The organism is Streptomyces sp. AC602_WCS936, assembly GCF_019049125.1.
Classification (GTDB): Bacteria; Actinomycetota; Actinomycetes; order Streptomycetales; family Streptomycetaceae; genus Streptomyces.
Window position 1 is genome coordinate 149,168 of the sequence record NZ_JAGMUF010000008.1, and the last position, 17,689, is coordinate 166,856.

Annotated in this window: 14 protein-coding genes; 5 read left to right on the forward strand and 9 right to left on the reverse strand. The window is 71.8% G+C overall.

The window, feature by feature from the left end; genetic code table 11:
• Positions 1-64: 64 nt before the first annotated feature.
• The 3 genes from KUM03_RS03460 (at position 65) to KUM03_RS03470 (ending at position 4,355) form a co-directional block, all read left to right on the forward strand.
• Positions 65-1,825, forward strand: a complete 1,761-nt coding sequence (locus KUM03_RS03460; RefSeq protein WP_217245497.1) for an NlpC/P60 family protein — start codon at positions 65-67, stop codon at positions 1,823-1,825.
• Between the two features lie 87 nt (positions 1,826-1,912).
• Positions 1,913-2,860 carry a LysR family transcriptional regulator gene (locus KUM03_RS03465; RefSeq protein ID WP_217245498.1) on the forward strand — a complete coding sequence of 316 codons (948 nt, stop codon included), beginning with the start codon at positions 1,913-1,915 and terminating at the stop codon, positions 2,858-2,860.
• A gap of 115 nt (positions 2,861-2,975) precedes the next feature.
• Positions 2,976-4,355 (forward strand): carbohydrate-binding protein, encoded by a 1,380-nt coding sequence (locus tag KUM03_RS03470; protein ID WP_217245499.1) that lies wholly within the window; start codon positions 2,976-2,978, stop codon positions 4,353-4,355.
• A gap of 139 nt (positions 4,356-4,494) precedes the next feature.
• On the opposite strand, the gene KUM03_RS03475 is transcribed toward KUM03_RS03470, so the two are convergent.
• The 3 genes from KUM03_RS03475 to KUM03_RS03485 form a co-directional block, all read right to left on the reverse strand.
• Positions 4,495-5,691 carry a hypothetical protein gene (locus KUM03_RS03475; RefSeq protein WP_217245500.1) on the reverse strand — a complete coding sequence of 399 codons (1,197 nt, stop codon included), beginning with the start codon at positions 5,689-5,691 and terminating at the stop codon, positions 4,495-4,497.
• A 150-nt stretch (positions 5,692-5,841) separates the two neighbouring features.
• Positions 5,842-6,501 carry a response regulator transcription factor gene (locus tag KUM03_RS03480; protein WP_217245501.1) on the reverse strand — a complete coding sequence of 220 codons (660 nt, stop codon included), beginning with the start codon at positions 6,499-6,501 and terminating at the stop codon, positions 5,842-5,844.
• Positions 6,474-7,799 (reverse strand): sensor histidine kinase, encoded by a 1,326-nt coding sequence (locus KUM03_RS03485; protein WP_217245502.1) that lies wholly within the window; start codon positions 7,797-7,799, stop codon positions 6,474-6,476. The genes KUM03_RS03480 and KUM03_RS03485 overlap by 28 nt, the downstream gene beginning before the upstream one ends.
• Before the next feature lie 165 nt (positions 7,800-7,964).
• Between KUM03_RS03485 and KUM03_RS03490 the strand changes: the two genes are divergently transcribed.
• Together KUM03_RS03490 and KUM03_RS03495 are read left to right on the forward strand one after the other, a co-directional pair.
• The gene (locus KUM03_RS03490; protein WP_217245503.1) at positions 7,965-8,702 is read left to right on the forward strand and encodes an ABC transporter ATP-binding protein; all 738 of its coding nucleotides are present in this window, start codon (positions 7,965-7,967) and stop codon (positions 8,700-8,702) included.
• Positions 8,696-11,182 carry an FtsX-like permease family protein gene (locus tag KUM03_RS03495; protein ID WP_217245504.1) on the forward strand — a complete coding sequence of 829 codons (2,487 nt, stop codon included), beginning with the start codon at positions 8,696-8,698 and terminating at the stop codon, positions 11,180-11,182. The genes KUM03_RS03490 and KUM03_RS03495 overlap by 7 nt, the downstream gene beginning before the upstream one ends.
• Positions 11,183-11,204: 22 nt before the next feature.
• Here the strand turns inward: KUM03_RS03495 and KUM03_RS03500 are convergent, their stop codons facing one another.
• The 6 genes from KUM03_RS03500 to rpsL form a co-directional block, all read right to left on the reverse strand.
• Positions 11,205-11,462, reverse strand: coding sequence for a hypothetical protein (locus tag KUM03_RS03500; RefSeq protein ID WP_254398758.1), 258 nt, complete (start codon positions 11,460-11,462; stop codon positions 11,205-11,207).
• A gap of 11 nt (positions 11,463-11,473) precedes the next feature.
• Entirely contained in the window at positions 11,474-12,358 is an 885-nt protein-coding gene (locus tag KUM03_RS03505; RefSeq protein WP_217245506.1) for a hypothetical protein, read from the reverse strand.
• 197 nt (positions 12,359-12,555) lie between these two features.
• The gene (gene tuf / locus KUM03_RS03510; protein ID WP_073725144.1) at positions 12,556-13,749 is read right to left on the reverse strand and encodes an elongation factor Tu; all 1,194 of its coding nucleotides are present in this window, start codon (positions 13,747-13,749) and stop codon (positions 12,556-12,558) included.
• 173 nt (positions 13,750-13,922) lie between these two features.
• Positions 13,923-16,049 (reverse strand): elongation factor G, encoded by a 2,127-nt coding sequence (gene fusA / locus KUM03_RS03515; RefSeq protein ID WP_217245507.1) that lies wholly within the window; start codon positions 16,047-16,049, stop codon positions 13,923-13,925.
• Between the two features lie 39 nt (positions 16,050-16,088).
• Complete coding sequence (gene rpsG, locus KUM03_RS03520) at positions 16,089-16,559, reverse strand: 30S ribosomal protein S7 (RefSeq protein ID WP_003974303.1); 471 nt, start codon at positions 16,557-16,559, stop codon at positions 16,089-16,091.
• A 2-nt stretch (positions 16,560-16,561) separates the two neighbouring features.
• Positions 16,562-16,933, reverse strand: a complete 372-nt coding sequence (rpsL, locus tag KUM03_RS03525; RefSeq protein WP_003948652.1) for a 30S ribosomal protein S12 — start codon at positions 16,931-16,933, stop codon at positions 16,562-16,564.
• Positions 16,934-17,689: the final 756 nt, after the last annotated feature.

The window sequence follows — 17,689 nt, forward strand, 5'->3', positions numbered from 1 at the left end:
GGGAGGCCGCGAACTCCCCCGCCCCGGCAACGGGCACGTCACCGCCCGGCCCGATCATGGCCGTATGACACACACCTCACGGCGCAACGTACTGGCAGTCCTCGCGGCCTCGGCCGCCACAGTGCCGCTCGGCGGTACGGCCGCCGCCTCCCCCTCTCGCACCACCGCGCCGACGGCCTCGCCGGTCGCTCCGCTCGCCGCGCAGGCCACGTCGGCCGCGGCCCGCTCCTCGGTGACGCTCCCGCCGCTGAACCCCGCGTACTTCAGCGGCCTCACGCTGGCGTCCTCGCTCACCGCCAACGTGCTGCCCGGCACCCCGGCCCGTACCGAGGTCACCTCCGGCGGCAGACGCGTCGCGCTGCTGACCCACGGGGCCCGCACCGTACTTCTGCCGGGACCGGAGCGGACGTTCACCGAGAACAAGAAGCCCTTCGTGGACGACTTCACGCGGACGCTGCCGGACACGTCGCTGCCCGTCGGCGACCGCGCGTACTGGGGCACGTCGCCGGGCGGGGGGAGCTGGTCCACTCTCGGGCCGGTGGACTCCGACTACTCGGTGGTGCCGGGCACCGGGATCATCTCCCTCACCACCGACTACGCCAGCCGCCACGCCAGCCTCCGGGACGGTGAGATCACCGACGTGGACGTACGGTCCGTCGCGCGGTTCGACAAGGTGCCGGCCGGCGACGCCTGCTCGTACGCCCTCACGTTCGGCTACCAGAACACCCACAACAACTACCGGGCCCGGCTGTCCTTCACCACCTCCGGCGCGGTGCAGCTCCGCGTGGAGAAGGAGGTCGACGACGCGGTCACCCAGCTCGCCCCCTCGGTGGCCCTCGCCTCCGGTGTCCCGGCGGGCACCGACTGGACGATACGGGTCCGCCGCGAGGGCACCCGCATCCGGGCCAAGGCGTGGCCCTCCGCGGGCACCGAGCCGTCCGCGTGGTCCTTCGACGTCACCGACGCCACCTTCGGCAAGGGCCGCGTCGGCCTGCGCGCGCTCGCCAACCGCGGTTGTGCGAACCTGCCGGTCGCCCTGCACGTCAGCCGGTTCCAGGTGGACGCGGCGAACTGGGCGGAGCCGCCGGCCGTCACCCACTCCGACTGGGTACGGGTCCTGCCCGAGCCCTTCGACGGCGTCTGGACACCGGAGCTGGAGGGTGTGGTCCGGGGCTGGTCCGGCTCCACGGTCCCGGACGTACTGGCCCACGCCGCCATGTTCCTCGCCGGAGCGCCCCCGGTGGTCGCCGGCTCCGGTCCGGCCGAGGGGCGGCAGGTCATGGGCGAGGCGGGGTACGGCTACCTGGACCCGCGGGGGTACCGCTACGAGGGCGCCGACTTCCACGAGTACATGAACACCGGCTGGACCTTCCCGGACGGCGCCCACACCGGCCCGTCCAGCAAGCAGGGCGGCAACCTCGACTGCTCCGGTTACACCCGCATGGTCTACGGCTACCACATGGGCGTGCCGATGGCCGCGGGCCAGGACTCCTCCGGTACGCGGCTCCCCCGCAGGTCCCGGGACATGGCCGACCACTCCCCCGGCGTGCGCGTCGCCCGCACCGACGGCACGAAGCCGCCCGCGGCCGATCAGCTCCAGCCCGGTGACCTCGTCCTGTTCAACGCCGACTCGGGCGACGACAACGAGGTGGCCACCACCGACCACGTCGGCATCTACCTCGGCGAGGACACCGTCGGCGGGCGCCGCTTCCTGTCCAGCCGCAAGACGGTCAACGGGCCGACCATGTCCGACCTGGGCGGCAACTCGCTCCTCGACGGCACCGGGACGTACGCGAGGACGCTGCACACGGTGCACCGGATCTGACGCGGCCCACGCGCCCGGGGAAATCCGACCCGCACTGGTCTGTACCAGCCTCTTGCCCTCCTTGACGAGGCGTCGCAAGCTCCCCCTATGGAGCTGGAGTTGCGGCATCTCAAAACGGTCCGGGCCATCGCCGACGCCGGCAGCCTCACCAGGGCGGCGACGGTGCTCGGGCTCGCGCAGCCCGCGTTGAGCGCACAGCTGAAGCGGATCGAACGGGCCCTGGGCGGGGCACTGTTCGAGCGGGGTCGGCACGGGGTGCGGGCGACCGCGCTGGGGGAACTGGTGCTGGAGCGGAGCCGGATCGTGCTGCCCGCGGTGACCGAGTTGCAGCAGGAGGCGGCGCGGTTCGCGCGGGCGCCGCGGACGGCACGGCATCTGCGGCTGGGCGGGACGCACGGGCCCTTACTGGGCGCCCTGGTGGACCGGCTGGCGGACGTGGCGCCGGACGCCCGGATGACGACCTGCACGTCGTGGTCCGAGCGGGAACTGGCCGAGCAACTGGCCGAGGGGCGGCTGGACTTCGCGCTCGCCGGGACGTGCGGTTCGGCCGAGCCGCCCGGCGCGTCGGGGCTGGTGTGGCGGGAGGTCGCCGTCGATCCGGTGTTCGTGATGGTGCCCGAGAGGCATCCGCTCGCCTCGCGCGCCGAGGTGGACCTGACCGAGCTGGCGGGCGAGGAGTGGGCCTGCGTGCCCGGTGACGGCTGCTTCGGCGACTGCTTCACCGCGTCCTGCGCCCGTGCCGGGTTCACGCCGCGCCGCATGTACGAGACGGACACCGCCTCGCTGGTGCATCTGGTGAAGGTGGGGCGGGCGGTGGGCCTGTGCCGGGCGACCTTCCCGACGACGCCCGGCATCGTCACCCGGCCGCTCACCGGGACGCCGCTGGCCTGGCGGCACCTGCTGGGCTGGCACGCGGTGACCGGGCGGCAGGACACCGCCGCGACCGTGCTGGCGCAGGCCCGCATGGCCCACGCGGGGGTGGCGGCGAGCAGCGACAGCTACACCGAGTGGATGGCGGCGCACCGGGTGCCCTGAGGCCCCCGCCAGACCTTCCATAACGCCGGGGAGAGGGCCGACCGACGTCTTACGGCGGACGGTCGGCCCTCCCTACGGTTTCGGCACCTCCCCACCGAAACCGAGGAGATCCCCCATGCCCCACCGTCACCGACACACCAGAGCCGTGGGTGCCGCCGCCGTGGCAGCGGCCGCCCTGCTCGTGGCCGGGCTCAGCGGCTCCGCGAGCGCCGGGACGGCACCCGCCGACTCCGCCCCCACCGCGGCCGAGACCCTGCGCACCGACGCCGCGCCGCCCGCCCTGCTCCGGGCCATGGAGCGCGACCTCGGTCTCGACCGGCAGCAGGCCGAGCGCCGTCTCGCCAACGAGGCCGACGCGGGCGCCACCGCGGGCCGGCTCCGGGCCGCGCTCGGCGCCGACTTCGCGGGCGCGTGGGTGCGGGGCGCCGAGTCCGGCACGCTGACCGTGGCGACGACCGACGCGGCCGACGTCGCCGCGATCGAGGCGAAGGGCGCCGTGGCGAAGGTCGTACGGCACTCGCTCGCCGACCTCGACGCGGCCAAGGCCCGCATCGACCGGGCCGCCGCCGAGCGGGGCGGCGACGCCACCGACGCGGCCGTCCGGTACGTCGACGTACGGACGAACACGGTCACCGTGCAGGCCACGCGGCCGTCCGCCGCCCGTGCCCTCGTCGACGCGGCCGGGGTCGACGCCGGAGCCGTGCGCGTCGAGAAGGCGGCCGAGAAGCCGCGTCCGCTGTACGACCTGCGGGGCGGCGAGGCGTACTACATCAACAACAGCGGGCGCTGCTCGATCGGCTTCCCCGTCACCAAGGGCAGCCAGGAGGGATTCGCCACGGCCGGTCACTGCGGGCGGACCGGAGCGAGCACCACCGGGTCCAACCGGGTGGCGCAGGGCACCTTCCAGGGTTCGGTCTTCCCGGGCCGGGACATGGCGTGGGTGGCGGTCAACTCCAACTGGCGGGCGACCCCGTACGTCAGCGGCGCCGGCGGCCAGAACGTCCAGGTGACCGGGTCCACCCAGGCGCCGGTCGGGGCGTCCGTGTGCCGTTCCGGTTCCACCACCGGCTGGCACTGCGGCACCGTCCAGCAGCACAACACCAGCGTGACCTACCCCGAGGGCACCATCAGCGGCGTCACCCGGACCACGGTGTGCGCGGAGCCCGGCGACTCCGGCGGCTCGTACATCTCCGGCAGCCAGGCGCAGGGCGTCACCTCGGGTGGCTCCGGCGACTGCCGCACCGGCGGCACGACGTTCTTCCAGCCGATCAACCCGCTGCTCCAGAACTACGGGCTCACCCTGAAGACGACCGGTGACGACGGCGGCCCCGACGACCCGCCGCCCGGTGAGGGCGGCACCTGGGCGGCCGGCACCGTCTACCAGCCGGGCGACACGGTGACGTACGGCGGTGCCACCTACCGCTGCATCCAGGGGCACCAGGCCTACCCGGGCTGGGAGCCGCCGAACGTTCCGGCGCTGTGGCAGCGCGTGTGAACGGCTGAATGACCCACGGGGGACGGTCCCCTGGGACGGCCCGCGGGGGGGTACGGCCCACGGGGACGACGGGGACGGGCCCGGGCGCGCGAAGGGAGAGCGCCCGGGCCCGGTCGTGTCGGCGTACGGCCGACCGGGGTCAGGTGCGGGTGACCGTGCCGCAGCCGCCCGAATCGGACTCGGTGAGGGGCCGGCTGCGGTCGTACGGGTCCGTCAGGGGGCCGGTGGGACGCTCACCGGACGGTCCGTCGCCGCCGAAGCCGGGGTGCAGGTAGCCGTCGTGGCTGTCGCAGCTGGTGTTGCCGAACTCCGAGAAGTACTTCTCCATCAGGAGCTTGCCCTCGGTCACCTCCCACCTGGCCGGGTCGTTCAGCGTCAGGGTGAGTGCGCGGCGGACGATCGTGCGCGCCACCTGCCCGTCGTCCCCGTCCGCCCGGACCAGCGGGTAGACGAAGGTGTAGTCGGCGTCGACCTTCACGACGCCCGGCTCACCGGCGGACACCGTCATACGGCCCCGCACCTTGACCACGTCACCGGCGAGGCGGGCCTCGTCCGGGTCGAAGCGGGTGAAGAGGAGGAGCGGGTCGTTCTCCTCGTCCGGCTGCCGCAGTGACCGGCGCAGCTTCGGCAGCAGCTCCGGCTGCTTGGGGTCGAGGACGGACAGCGCCTTCTCCGGGTGGGCGCCGCGCAGTACGGCCGGGTCCAGGTTGGCGGCGACCAGGAGTTCCTTGGTGCGGCGCAGTGCGAACGCCACGTCTTCCTCGCTCATGCCGGCCAGCGCCTTCGCCTGCGGCAGCTCGATGGCGTCGGCGCCCTCGGCCCACCGTTCGGCCGGCGAACCGCGGAAGGGGTGTTCGCGTGTCGCCCGCCCCGACTGGGCGGGGTCCGCGGGAGCGCCGGTCGGCTGCGCGGTCTCGGCGGCCAGCGGTCCGTTCGCGCCGTCGTCACCGCCGGGGAGCAGGTCCGTCACCAGTGAGGGGCGTACGGCGACGACCGCGAACAGCGCCAGTGCCAGCACCGCGACGACCGCGCCCACGCGGCGCCGGCGGGAGCCGCCGTTGCCGAGCCGCGTCGGCGGTCCCGTACGCCATCCCGGCAGGGCGGCGGGCGGCGGGCTCTGGTCTCCCCTCTTGCGGCCACCGCGGGCGCGCCGCGCGGCCTCGTCCTCCTCCCGCAGGCGCCGGGCCACCATCCGCGCACGGGCGGAGGGCTCCTTGGGCGCGGCGGCGCCACCGCCTTCCGCGGCATCCCGCAGGAAGGACTCCAGTTGCTCGTCCGAGAGGGAGGACGGGGCCGGGTCGTCGTCGGGGCGGTCGGGAGGCGGGACGGTACTCACGGACTCACTTTCCGGGCGACGAGTGACAAGTGGCGAGTGGGGCGCGGCACGGGGGTGCGGCGATCAATCGTGCCGTCACTCGTAGGAAAAGTGCAGAGTCGTGTGGGGTTCGTGACCGAACCAGTACACGTGCGCGATCCCCCCACGGCGTCACGCCCGCAGGAACGCCAGTACCGCCAGCACCCTGCGATGCGTGTCGTCCGCCGGGGGCAGGTCGAGCTTGGTGAGGATGCTGCCGATGTGCTTGCCCACGGCCGCCTCGGAGACGACGAGTTGGCGGGCGATCGCGCCGTTCGACCTGCCCTCGGCGATCAGCGCCAGGACCTCCCGCTCGCGCGGGCTGAGCCGCTCCAGGGGGTCCCGGCGGCGGCGGAGCAACTGGCGTACCACTTCCGGGTCGACGACCGTGCCGCCGTCCGCCACGCCGGCCAGCGCGTCGATGAACTCCTCGACCTGGCCGACGCGGTCCTTGAGCAGGTAGCCGACGCCCGTGCCGTCGCCGGAGTCCAGCAACTCGGCGGCGTAGGAGCGCTGTACGTACTGGCTGAGGACGAGCACGGGCAGGCCGGGACGCCGCTGACGCAGCTCCACCGCCGCGCGCAGGCCCTCGTCCTGGAAGCCGGGCGGCATGCGGACGTCCGTGACGACGACGTCCGGGGCGTGTTCGCCGACGGCCGCGACCAGCGCCTCCGCGTCGCCCACGGACGCCACGACCTCGTGGCCGAAACGGGCGAGCAGACCGGCCAGACCGTCCCGCAGCAGGACGCCGTCCTCGGCCAGTACTACGCGAAGCGTTCGGTCCACTCGCAAGGAATCTCCACGCGCAACAGGGTCGGTCCGCCCGGCGGACTGGACAGCGAGATTCTGCCATCCAGGACCGACACCCGGTCGGCGAGCCCGGTCAGACCGCTGCCCCCACGGGCCTGCGTACCGGTACGGGCCTCCGTACCTGCCTCGGCGCCGCCCCGGCCGTCGTCGTGGATCTCCAGGTGCAGCCGGCCGTCGCGGTGCCCGCCGGCCACCCGGGCCCGGTCGGCGCCGCTGTGCCTGGCCACGTTGGCGAGGGCCTCGCAGACGACGAAGTAGGCGGCGGCCTCGACGGCCTGGGGCAGCCGGCCGGGCAGTTCCAGGCGCACGTCCACGGGGACGGCGGAGCGGTCGGCGGCGTCGTCGACGGCCGCCGCCAGGCCGTGGTCGGCGAGGACCTTGGGGTGGATGCCGTGGATCAGCTCGCGCAGTTCCTCCAGGGCCCGGCCCGCCTCCCCGTGGGCCTTGGCCAGCTGGTCGGCGAGCGGGCCGGGCGGCGCGTCGAGGCGGGCCAGGCCCAGCGTCATCGTGAGGGCGACCAGGCGCTGTTGGGCGCCGTCGTGCAGGTCGCGTTCGATCCGGCGGCGTTCGGCCTCGAAGGCGTCCACCAACCGGACGCGGGAGCGGGTGAGTTCGACGACGCGTGCGTCCAGGTCCGCGTCGCGCGGGCCGCCCAGGAGTACGCGGGTGAGGGCGGCGCGTGCGCCCGCCGCCAGGCCCAGCGCGTACGCGCACACGATGAGCGACAGCAGCCCGAGCACCGCCACCCCGAACGCCGCCGGCCAGGTGGTGACCGTCCACAGCTTGAGCACCTTGGCCTCCTCGCCGTCGCCGACGGTGGCCATCAGGAGAGGGGTGGCGGCGGTGGCCAGCGGGAAGGTGAGGGCGGCGGTGACGAGGAGGGCGTCCAGCGGCCAGAGGACGGTGGCGAGCAGCAGGGCGTGGCCCAGGTCCCGCCAGGTCGCGGGCTCGCGCAGGCGGGTGGTGAGCCAGGGCCAGGGGCCGGTGGCGGCGGGCTGCCGCCGGGGCCGGCCGGGGGCGGGGGCGTCGTCGGCCAGGCGCAGCCGGAGCCTTTCCAGGCGGGCCACGGGAAGGCCCGCGAGGGCGGTGAGCACCAGGAGCGGGAGCCCCACGACGACGACGGAGAGGACTCCCCCGACGGTCACCGCGACCACCAGCCCCACCAGGGTCACGGCACCGGTCACCGCGCCGGTCAACAGGTGGGCGACGGCGCGCCAGGGCCAGGCCGACAGCAGGAAGCCGGGGGCGGACATGGCCTGCCACACGTTTCGAGGGCGCATGCGGATCACCGTAGGACCGCGGTGCGCGGCGGGGCCATCGGCCCAGGAGGAGTGATCGGGGTATGGCCGGCCATACCCCCGTTCTCGCCCCTGCCGCACTGCGCCGGTGCCGCCCCGCGCGGTTGGCTGGAGGCACCGAGAATCCGAACGACGGGTGGGGTACGAGTGACCGACGACGCGATCCAGTTGCGCTCCGTGAGCAGGCGGTACGGGTCCGGCGACAGCGCCGTGACGGCCCTCGACGAGGTCTCCCTCGACTTCCCGAGCGGCACCTTCACCGCCGTCATGGGCCCATCCGGCTCGGGCAAGTCGACGCTGCTCCAGTGCGCCGCCGGCCTGGACCGGCCCACGTCGGGGTCGGTGGTCGTCGGCGGCACGGAACTGACGGGGCTGAGCGAGCGGCGGCTGACCCTGCTGCGCCGCGAGCGCATCGGCTTCGTCTTCCAGGCGTTCAACCTGCTGCCGTCCCTGACCGCCGCGCAGAACGTGGCGCTCCCCCTGCGCCTGGCCGGCCGCCGCCCCTCCCGGCCCCGGGTACGTGAGGCGCTGGACCGGGTCGGCCTGGCCGACCGCGCCCGGCACCGGCCCACGGAGCTGTCGGGCGGCCAGCAGCAGCGCGTCGCCCTGGCCCGCGCCCTGATCACCCGCCCCGAGGTGCTGTTCGCCGACGAGCCGACCGGCGCCCTGGACTCGCGGACCGGCCGCCAGGTGCTGGCCCTGCTGCGCGACATGGTCGACCGCGAGGGCCAGACGGTCGTCATGGTCACGCACGACCCGGTGGCCGCGTCCTACGCCGACCGGGTGGTCTTCCTCGTGGACGGCCGGCCGGACGGCGAGCTGACCGGTGCGGGCGCCGACGCCATCGCCACCCGCATGACCCGGCTGGAGGCCGCCCCGTGCTGACCGTCACCCTCCACACCCTGCGCTCCCGCTGGATCACCTTCACCGGCAGCTTCGTCGCCCTGTGCCTGGGGGTCGCGCTGCTCGCGGTGACGGGACTGGCGCTCGCCTCCTCGTCGGCCGCGCCGGACCGGGCACCGGAACGGTTCGCCGCCGCGCCCGTCGTGGTCCAAGGGCAGGACACGCTGCGGGTGCCGACGCCGGCCGGCGACCGTACGGAGAAGCTCGCCCGGCCGCGTGCCGTGCCCGCCGGGACCGTCGCCGAGCTGCGACGGCTCGGCCGGGTCGTCGAGGACCGGTCCTTCCCGGTGCGTGTTGCGGGCGGGCCCGGAGAACAGACCGAGGACTGGCCAGGTGGCCTGGTGGGGCACCCGTGGTCCGTCGCCGCGTTCGCCCCGTACGAGATCGACGCGGGCCGCGCGCCGCGCGCCGCCGGGGAGGTCGTCGTCAGCGGCGGCTGGGCCGCGCCCGGCGAGCGGCTCCGTACGGACCGGGGCGTCGTCGAGGTCGTGGGCACCGTGCCGGACCGCGGCTTCGAGAACGCCGTCTTCTACACCGACGCGCAGGCCGCCCGGCTCTCCCCGGTCAGCCTCCAGCTCGTGGTCGACGCGGACCCGTCGGCGGTGCGGGAGGCGGTGCGCGGGAGCGCGGGGGTGCGGGTGCTCACCGGGGACGACCGCCGGTACGCCGACGCCGGTCCCGAGCGGGACAGCGAGGCGCTGACCGCGATGAACGCCCTGTTCGGCACGGCCGGCGGCGTCACCGCCTTCGTGTCGGTGTTCGTCGTGGCGTCGACCTTCGCCTTCGCGGTCGCGCAGCGGCGGCGGGAGTTCGGACTGCTGCGCACCGCCGGGGCCACACCCGGGCAGGTCCGCCGGACGGTGCTGGCCGAGGGGCTGGCGGTGGGCGTCCTCGCGTCGGCGGCCGGCTGCGCGCTCGGGTCGTACGGCGCCCCGCACCTGGCGGCATGGGTGGTCGACGAGGGCCTGGCACCGGCCTGGTTCACCATCGGCGACCACACGTGGCCGTACCACCTGGCCTTCTGGACGGGGCTGCTCGTCGCCCTGGGCGGCGTGGTCGCGGCGTCCTGGCGGGCCGGCCGGACCGCCCCCACGCAAGCACTGCGCGAGGCGTCCGTGGAAACCCGGGCCATGACCCGGGGACGGTGGCTGTGCGGTGCGGCCCTGCTGCTGACCGCGCTGGTGACGCTCGCCGTCGCCCTCGCCGGCGACCCCGGAGGCCTCCTGCACCGCAAGACGTACGTGAGCCGCCCGATGCTGCTGATCAGCGCGGCGGCGCTGCTCGCCCCCGTCGTGGTGCGGCCCCTGACCCGGCTGCTGACCTGGCTGCCGGCCCGGCTCCCCGGCGCGGCGGGCATGCTGGTGCGGGAGAACGCCGCCGCCGGGACCCGCCGCACGGCCGCCGTGGCGGCACCGGTACTGGTGACGGTCGCCCTCGCGGGTTCGCTCCTCGGTGCCACCGCGACCCTGAACGAGGCCGGCGCGACCGAGGCGCGCGAGCGGACCGCCGCCGACTTCGTGGTCACGGCGCCGGACGGCACCGGCTTCGACGCGACGACGGTGAACCGGCTGCGCGCGGTGCCGGGAGCGGCCACCGTCTCCCCGGCCTCCTCGACCGCCGTGTACGTCCTGGAGGACGGCGTGGCCCTCATCGGGTCCGACGCGCGTGCCGTCGCCGACCCCGCCGCGCTGGCGGCCACCACCCGGTTGCCGCTCGCGGCGGGGAAGGTGACCGACCTGGACGACGGCTCGATCATCGTCAACGAGGAGTGGGAGCGGCACTCCGTCGGCGAGCGCGTACGGGTGTGGCTCGGCGACGGCACGGAGAGGACCCTGCGCATCGCCGCCGTGATGACCACCGGCACCGGCGGCAACGGGGTCTACGTCACCTCCGCCAACGCGCCGGGCGCGCCGGTCGACCGGGTGGACGTCACCGTCGCGGGCGGCGCGGACGCCGGTGCGGTGGCCGAGGCGCTGCGCGGGGCGGTGGGACCGGCGGGCGGTCAGGTGTCGGACCGGGCCGCATGGCTGGCGTCCGCGCACCCCGAGACCAACAGCACCACCCGGGCGGGCCTCCTCCTGGTCCTCGGCATCGCCCTGCTCTACACCGGCATCTCCCTGGTCAACACCATGGCGATGGCCACCTCCGACCGGGTGCGCGACCTGGCCGTACTGCGACTGGCCGGTGCCACCAGGTGGCAGGTACTACGGCTGACCGGCGCGGAGTCGCTGACGGTCGTGGCGGTCGGCGCGGTACTGGGACTGATCGTGGCCAGCCTCAACCTCGCCGGGATGTGGGGCGCACTGCGCCTGCTGTCCGTACACAGCACTCCCGACCTGCCGTGGACGGCCCTCGCCGGGATGATCGGTACCTGCGCGGTACTGGCGGTGATCGCGTCGGTGCTGCCGGCGGCCCTGGCACTGCGGCGCGGGGCGGTGAGACTGGCGGGAACACGGGAGTGACCCCGTACTCCCGCACAACGGCTCAGTCCCCTTCGGTTCCGAACACCTCCGCCGCCGACGTGGCCGTGATCGCCCGGGGGAACCAGACGTCCAGCACACTCATGTCGGTACACCCGGCGATCCTCGCCCGCTCTTCCTCGGACACCTCGACGCCGTGGCGGTCCAACAACAGCAGAATGCCCTCGGCGCGTCCCTCGGCGAGCCCCTCGGCACGTCCCTCAGCGCGTCCCTCAGCCCTGAGACGCTGCGCAGTCTCCGACTGAAAGAAGGAAAGGTCCACGGCCCTGCGGCTCACTTTCCCTCCCCGAACACCTCAGCCGCCGAAGAGGCCGTGACGGCCCGCGAGAACCAGACCCCCAGAACATCCAGATCCCCACACCCGGCGATCCTCGCCCGCTCTGCCTCGGACACCACAACACCCCGACGCTCCAACAACAGCAGAATGTCTTCGGCACGCCCTTCGGCACGCCCCTCGGCCCTGAGGCTCTGCGCAGTCTCCGACTGGAAGAAGGAAAGGTCGGCGGCCATGATCTGCCTCCAGAGTTCCGCGGCCGGCGTCTTGCCGAGGCCTTGTTCCGTGAGCTCGATGAAGATGCTTGCCGTGTTCTCGTCGTCGGCCGACAGGCCCTTCAGGGCCGACGCCAGCGCTTTCAGTATGGCATCGGCGTCCGGGTCCCGGCGGTGCAGCGCCGCCGACAGCACGGTCAGCGGGACGTCGCGCGCCGCCTCGTCGGGGCTGTCGATCACGGGCAGCTGGTCCGGCCCGAGGACCAGTGGCCGCACGGTGAGCGAGGGCCACTGCGGTGGGCCGATGTCGGCCTCCCGGGACGCCCAGGCGGCCGTACGCCGGTCGGCGCAGACGACCAGCAGGACCGGGGGCAGCCGGTACTTGGCGTGCAGGTGCGACAAGTAGTACGCCCAGCTCGCGGGCTTGTCGCGGTCCTGCTTGCCCTGCGACTCGACGGCGAGCAGGAAGCTGCCGTTGTCGCCGGTCTCCATCCGCAGCAGCGTGTCGACGCGCCGTTCCACCGGGCGGTTCTCGGTGAGGTCGGTGGTGAGTGGTACCACGGAGACCGGTTCGGCGAAGGAGACGCCGAGCGCCTTGACGGCACGGGCGAAGAGCGCCGGATCCTCCTGGAAGATCCGGTGCAGCGCCTCGTGGGATGAACTGACCATGCGGCGAACGTAGAAGAGCACCGGACATTGCCAGGCACATATGCCGACCGTTACCGCGAACGAGTGACAACTGGGCCACCACCGTTGACGCGCAAGGTCGCCGGCAATGCCGAAGGGACCCGCACGACCGAAGTCGTGCGGGCCCCTCCTCAGGCATCAGCCCATGTCAGGTCAGTTGACCGACAAGCAAGCGGAGCTTACTTGTTGATCTTGGTGACCTGGCCGGCGCCGACCGTCCGGCCACCCTCGCGGATGGCGAACTTCAGGCCCTCTTCCATGGCGACGGGCTGGATGAGCTCCACCTTCATCTCGGTGTTGTCACCCGGCATGACCATCTCGGTGCCCTCGGGGAGGGTCACGACGCCGGTCACGTCCGTCGTACGGAAGTAGAACTGCGGACGGTAGTTGTTGAAGAACGGCGTGTGGCGGCCACCCTCGTCCTTGGACAGGATGTAGGCCTGGGCCTCGAACTCGGTGTGCGGGGTGACCGAGCCCGGCTTGATGATGACCTGGCCGCGCTCGACGTCCTCGCGCTTGATGCCGCGGAGCAGCAGACCGACGTTCTCACCGGCCTGGCCCTCGTCGAGCAGCTTGCGGAACATCTCGATGCCGGTGACCGTGGTGGTGGTCTTCTCGGTCTTGATGCCGATGATGTCGACGGTCTCGTTGACCTTGAGGACACCACGCTCGATACGGCCGGTGACGACCGTACCGCGACCGGTGATGGTGAAGACGTCCTCGATCGGCATCAGGAACGGCTTGTCGACGTCACGCTCGGGCTCCGGGATGGCCTCGTCCACGGCCTTCATGAGCTCGAGGACCGAGTTGCCCCACTCCTTGTCGCCCTCGAGGGCCTTCAGAGCGGAGACCTTGACGACCGGAACGTCGTCGCCCGGGAACTCGTACTCGGAGAGGAGCTCACGGACCTCGAGCTCGACGAGCTCCAGGATCTCCTCGTCGTCCACCATGTCGGCCTTGTTCAGGGCGACGACGATGTACGGAACGCCGACCTGGCGGGCCAGGAGCACGTGCTCCTTGGTCTGCGGCATCGGGCCGTCGGTGGCGGCGACCACGAGGATGGCGCCGTCCATCTGCGCGGCACCCGTGATCATGTTCTTGATGTAGTCCGCGTGACCGGGGCAGTCGACGTGGGCGTAGTGACGCGTCTCCGTCTGGTACTCGACGTGCGCGATGGAGATGGTGATACCGCGCTGGCGCTCCTCGGGCGCCTTGTCGATCATGTCGAAGGCCGAGGCCTCGTTCAGGTCCGGGTACGCGTCGTGCAGCACCTTGGTAATGGCGGCCGTGAGGGTCGTCTTACCGTGGTCGATGTGACCGATGGTGCCGATGTTGACGTGCGGCTTAGTCCGCTCGAACTTCGCCTTCGCCACTGGGGTCCTCCTGTGGAGTGGTTCTGTACGCCTTACTCATCGGCGCCAGGTGATCTTTGCTGGAAAGCCCGGGTGCCGGGGGCATTCCGCCGGGTTCACGACGGAATGCCCCATGCAGGCTCCGGGGTCAAGCCTAAAGCGTGTTTACGGGGTCCGTTAAACGGAGTAGTCCGTTACTCGCCCTTGGCCTTCGCGATGATCTCCTCGGCGACGTTCCGGGGAACCTCGGCGTAGGAGTCGAACTGCATCGAGTAGCTTGCGCGACCCGACGTCTTGCTGCGGAGGTCGCCGACGTAGCCGAACATCTCCGACAGGGGCACGAGGCCCTTGACGACGCGGGCGCCCGCACGCTCCTCCATGGCCTGGATCTGGCCACGGCGGGAGTTGATGTCGCCGATGACCTCACCCATGTAGTCCTCGGGCGTGGTGACCTCGACGGCCATCATCGGCTCCAGGAGCACGGGCGAAGCCTTGCGCGCGGCCTCCTTGAAGGCCTGCGAACCGGCGATCTTGAAGGCGAGCTCGGAGGAGTCGACCTCGTGGTAGCCACCGTCGATGAGCGTGACGCGGACGCCCGTCATCTCGTAGCCGGCCAGGATGCCGAACTGCATGGCCTCCTGCGCACCGGCGTCCACCGAAGGGATGTACTCCTTCGGGATGCGGCCACCGGTGACCTTGTTCACGAACTCGTACGAGGCGTCGCCGCCCTCGATCGGCTCGATCGCGATCTGCACCTTGGCGAACTGACCGGTACCACCGGTCTGCTTCTTGTGGGTGTAGTCCACGCGCTCGACGGTCTTGCGGATCGTCTCACGGTACGCGACCTGCGGCTTGCCGACGTTGGCCTCGACCTTGAACTCGCGCTTCATCCGGTCGACCAGCACCTCGAGGTGAAGCTCGCCCATACCGCCGATGACGGTCTGGCCGGTCTCCTCGTTGGTGTGCACCTGGAAGGAGGGGTCCTCCTCCGCGAGACGCTGGATGGCGACACCCAGCTTCTCCTGGTCGCCCTTGGACTTGGGCTCGATCGCGACCTCGATGACCGGCGCCGGGAAGTCCATGGACTCCAGGATGACCGGGTTCTTGTCGTCGGACAGCGTCTCACCGGTGGTGGTCTGCTTCAGGCCCATGACGGCGACGATGTCGCCGGCGCCCACCGACTCGATCTCCTCACGCTTGTTGGCGTGCATGCGGTAGATCTTGCCGATGCGCTCCTTCTTGCCCTTGACGGAGTTCAGCACGGCGGTGCCGGACACCAGGCGGCCCGAGTAGACCCGGACGAAGGTGAGCTTGCCGAGGTGCGGGTCGCTCATGATCTTGAACGCGAGCGCGGCCAGCGGCTCGTCCTCGGACGGCTTGCGCTTGACGACGACCTCGGGGTCCTTGACGTCCTGGCCCTCGATGGCCTCGACGTCGAGCGGGGTCGGCAGGTAGCGCACGACCGCGTCGAGCAGGGGCTGGACGCCCTTGTTCTTGAACGCGGTGCCGCAGAACACCGGGGTGACGGTGGTCTCGTCGGACTTGCCGGACGCGATGGTGATACGACGGATCGCGGCGTACAGCTGCTCCTCGGTGGGCTCCTGGCCCTCCAGGAACAGCTCCATAATCTCTTCGTCGTTCTCCGCGACGGCCTCGACCAGCTTGCCGCGCCACTCCTCGGCGGCCTCGGTGTGCGTGGCCGGGATGTCGACGGTCTCGTACATCTCGCCCTTGGCCGCCTCGGCGGACCACACGAGCGCCTTCATGCGGACCAGGTCCACGACGCCCTTGAAGTCGGCCTCGGCACCGATCGGGAGCTGCATGACGAGCGGCTGGGCGCCCAGGCGGTCCGAGATCATCTCCACGCAGCGGTGGAACTCGGCGCCGGTACGGTCCAGCTTGTTGACGAAGCAGATGCGCGGCACGCCGTAACGGTCGGCCTGACGCCACACCGTCTCGGACTGCGGCTCGACACCGGCGACACCGTCGAACACGGTCACGGCACCGTCGAGCACGCGCAGGGAACGCTCCACCTCGACGGTGAAGTCGACGTGCCCCGGGGTGTCGATGATGTTGATCGTGTAGTCGTTGTCCTCGAGCGGCCAGTGGCAGGTGGTCGCAGCAGACGTGATCGTGATGCCACGCTCCTGCTCCTGCTCCATCCAGTCCATCGTGGCGGCGCCGTCGTGGACCTCACCGATCTTGTACGACACACCCGTGTAGAACAGGATCCGCTCGGTGGTGGTCGTCTTGCCCGCGTCGATGTGGGCCATGATCCCGATGTTGCGGACCTTGGCCAGGTCAAGTGAAGTGGTAGCCATAAGGCTTCAGTCTTCTCTCGGTCTCGATGTGGGTAGCGACTACCAGCGGTAGTGCGCGAAGGCCTTGTTGGACTCGGCCATCTTGTGCGTGTCCTCGCGCTTCTTCACAGCGGCACCGAGGCCGTTGGAGGCGTCGAGGAGCTCGTTGAGCAGACGCTCGGTCATGGTCTTCTCGCGACGGGCGCGGGAGTAACCGACCAGCCAACGCAGCGCGAGGGTGTTGGCGCGACCGGGCTTGACCTCGATCGGCACCTGGTACGTCGCACCACCGACACGGCGGGACTTGACCTCGAGGGTCGGCTTGATGTTCTCGAGAGCGCGCTTCAGCGTGATGACCGGGTCGTTGCCGGTCTTCTCGCGCAGGCCCTCCATGGCGCCGTAGACGATGCGCTCGGCGGTGGAGCGCTTGCCGTTCAGCAGCACCTTGTTGATCAGGGAGGTCACCAGAGGAGAACCGTAGACCGGGTCGATGATGACCGGGCGCTTCGGGGCGGGGCCCTTACGAGGCATTCTTACTTCTCCTTCTTGGCGCCGTAGCGGCTGCGGGCCTGCTTGCGGTTCTTCACACCCTGGGTGTCAAGCGAACCGCGGATGATCTTGTAGCGAACACCCGGCAGGTCCTTCACACGGCCGCCGCGCACGAGCACGATGGAGTGCTCCTGCAGGTTGTGCCCCTCACCCGGAATGTAAGCGGTGACCTCGATCCCGCTGGTCAGACGCACACGCGCGACCTTACGCAGGGCCGAGTTCGGCTTCTTCGGGGTGGTCGTGAACACACGCGTGCAGACGCCGCGACGCTGAGGGGAACCCTCGAGTGCGGGCGTCTTGTTCTTCTCGACCTTGTCCTGCCGGCCCTTACGGACCAGCTGCTGGATCGTAGGCACTACTTCTCCGGTTTCTGTGTGCCGAATGGTAAAGCTAACCTGGAACGTCACCGACCCACGCGGTCGGGTGTGTCGAAGCCGCGAGCTCCGGCCGCAGGGCGGAAGAAGACGCGATTTACGGTGGCCACGCACGCCCCGGTGCGGTCGTAGGCACGCACGAGGGCCAGGGCACACCCCAGGCACAAGGTCTGAGCGTACCTATCGCATTTGCTGCGGTCAAAACAAATGGCTCGGGGGGCGCGAGCGGAGGGGCCGGAACCAGTCCCTCTCACCGTCCTGCGGGGCACCCCCCAAGCCGGAGGGTCCCTCGGAGCTGCTGCCCTCCGTGGCGAGGTGGCCGACTTCGGCACAGGCCTTGAGGTCCACTGGGAGTCGGAGAACACCGACGAGAACACCGTCACGGTGGGACGTCACCAGCGGTACGCTCGACCGCTGTGCGGACGCCTGCGCCGAGGGCATCGGCCGGTACCGTACCGACAAGGGCCGGGTCGTCTCCGACCGCTCCCAGGGCAGTGTCAAGCAGCCCCTGACCGCTCTGCACGACGCGACCACGGGCACGCCGGAGACCAGCGCCGCCTGCGACCGCCCGGACGGCGAGAAGGCCGTCGCCTCCCCCGACGGCCGCTTCGTCGCCGCCGGCAGGCACCCCCCGGCTCCTCCTCGTGGGCACCCTCGTTCCCGACCTGCCCCTGAAAACCACCGGCGTCTTCCCGTTCCCCGAGGTGACACCGCTCACGCCGAAGGGCGGCCACCCCG

Coding starts and splice junctions, on each gene's coding strand:
- KUM03_RS03485 (WP_217245502.1), bottom strand. CDS start 7,799: ATGCGCCCTCGAAACGTGTGGCAGGCCATGTCCGCCCCCGGCTTCCTG.
- KUM03_RS03460 (WP_217245497.1), top strand. CDS start 65: ATGACACACACCTCACGGCGCAACGTACTGGCAGTCCTCGCGGCCTCG.
- KUM03_RS03470 (WP_217245499.1), top strand. CDS start 2,976: ATGCCCCACCGTCACCGACACACCAGAGCCGTGGGTGCCGCCGCCGTG.
- fusA (WP_217245507.1), bottom strand. CDS start 16,049: ATGGCTACCACTTCACTTGACCTGGCCAAGGTCCGCAACATCGGGATC.
- rpsG (WP_003974303.1), bottom strand. CDS start 16,559: ATGCCTCGTAAGGGCCCCGCCCCGAAGCGCCCGGTCATCATCGACCCG.
- KUM03_RS03465 (WP_217245498.1), top strand. CDS start 1,913: ATGGAGCTGGAGTTGCGGCATCTCAAAACGGTCCGGGCCATCGCCGAC.
- KUM03_RS03505 (WP_217245506.1), bottom strand. CDS start 12,358: ATGGTCAGTTCATCCCACGAGGCGCTGCACCGGATCTTCCAGGAGGAT.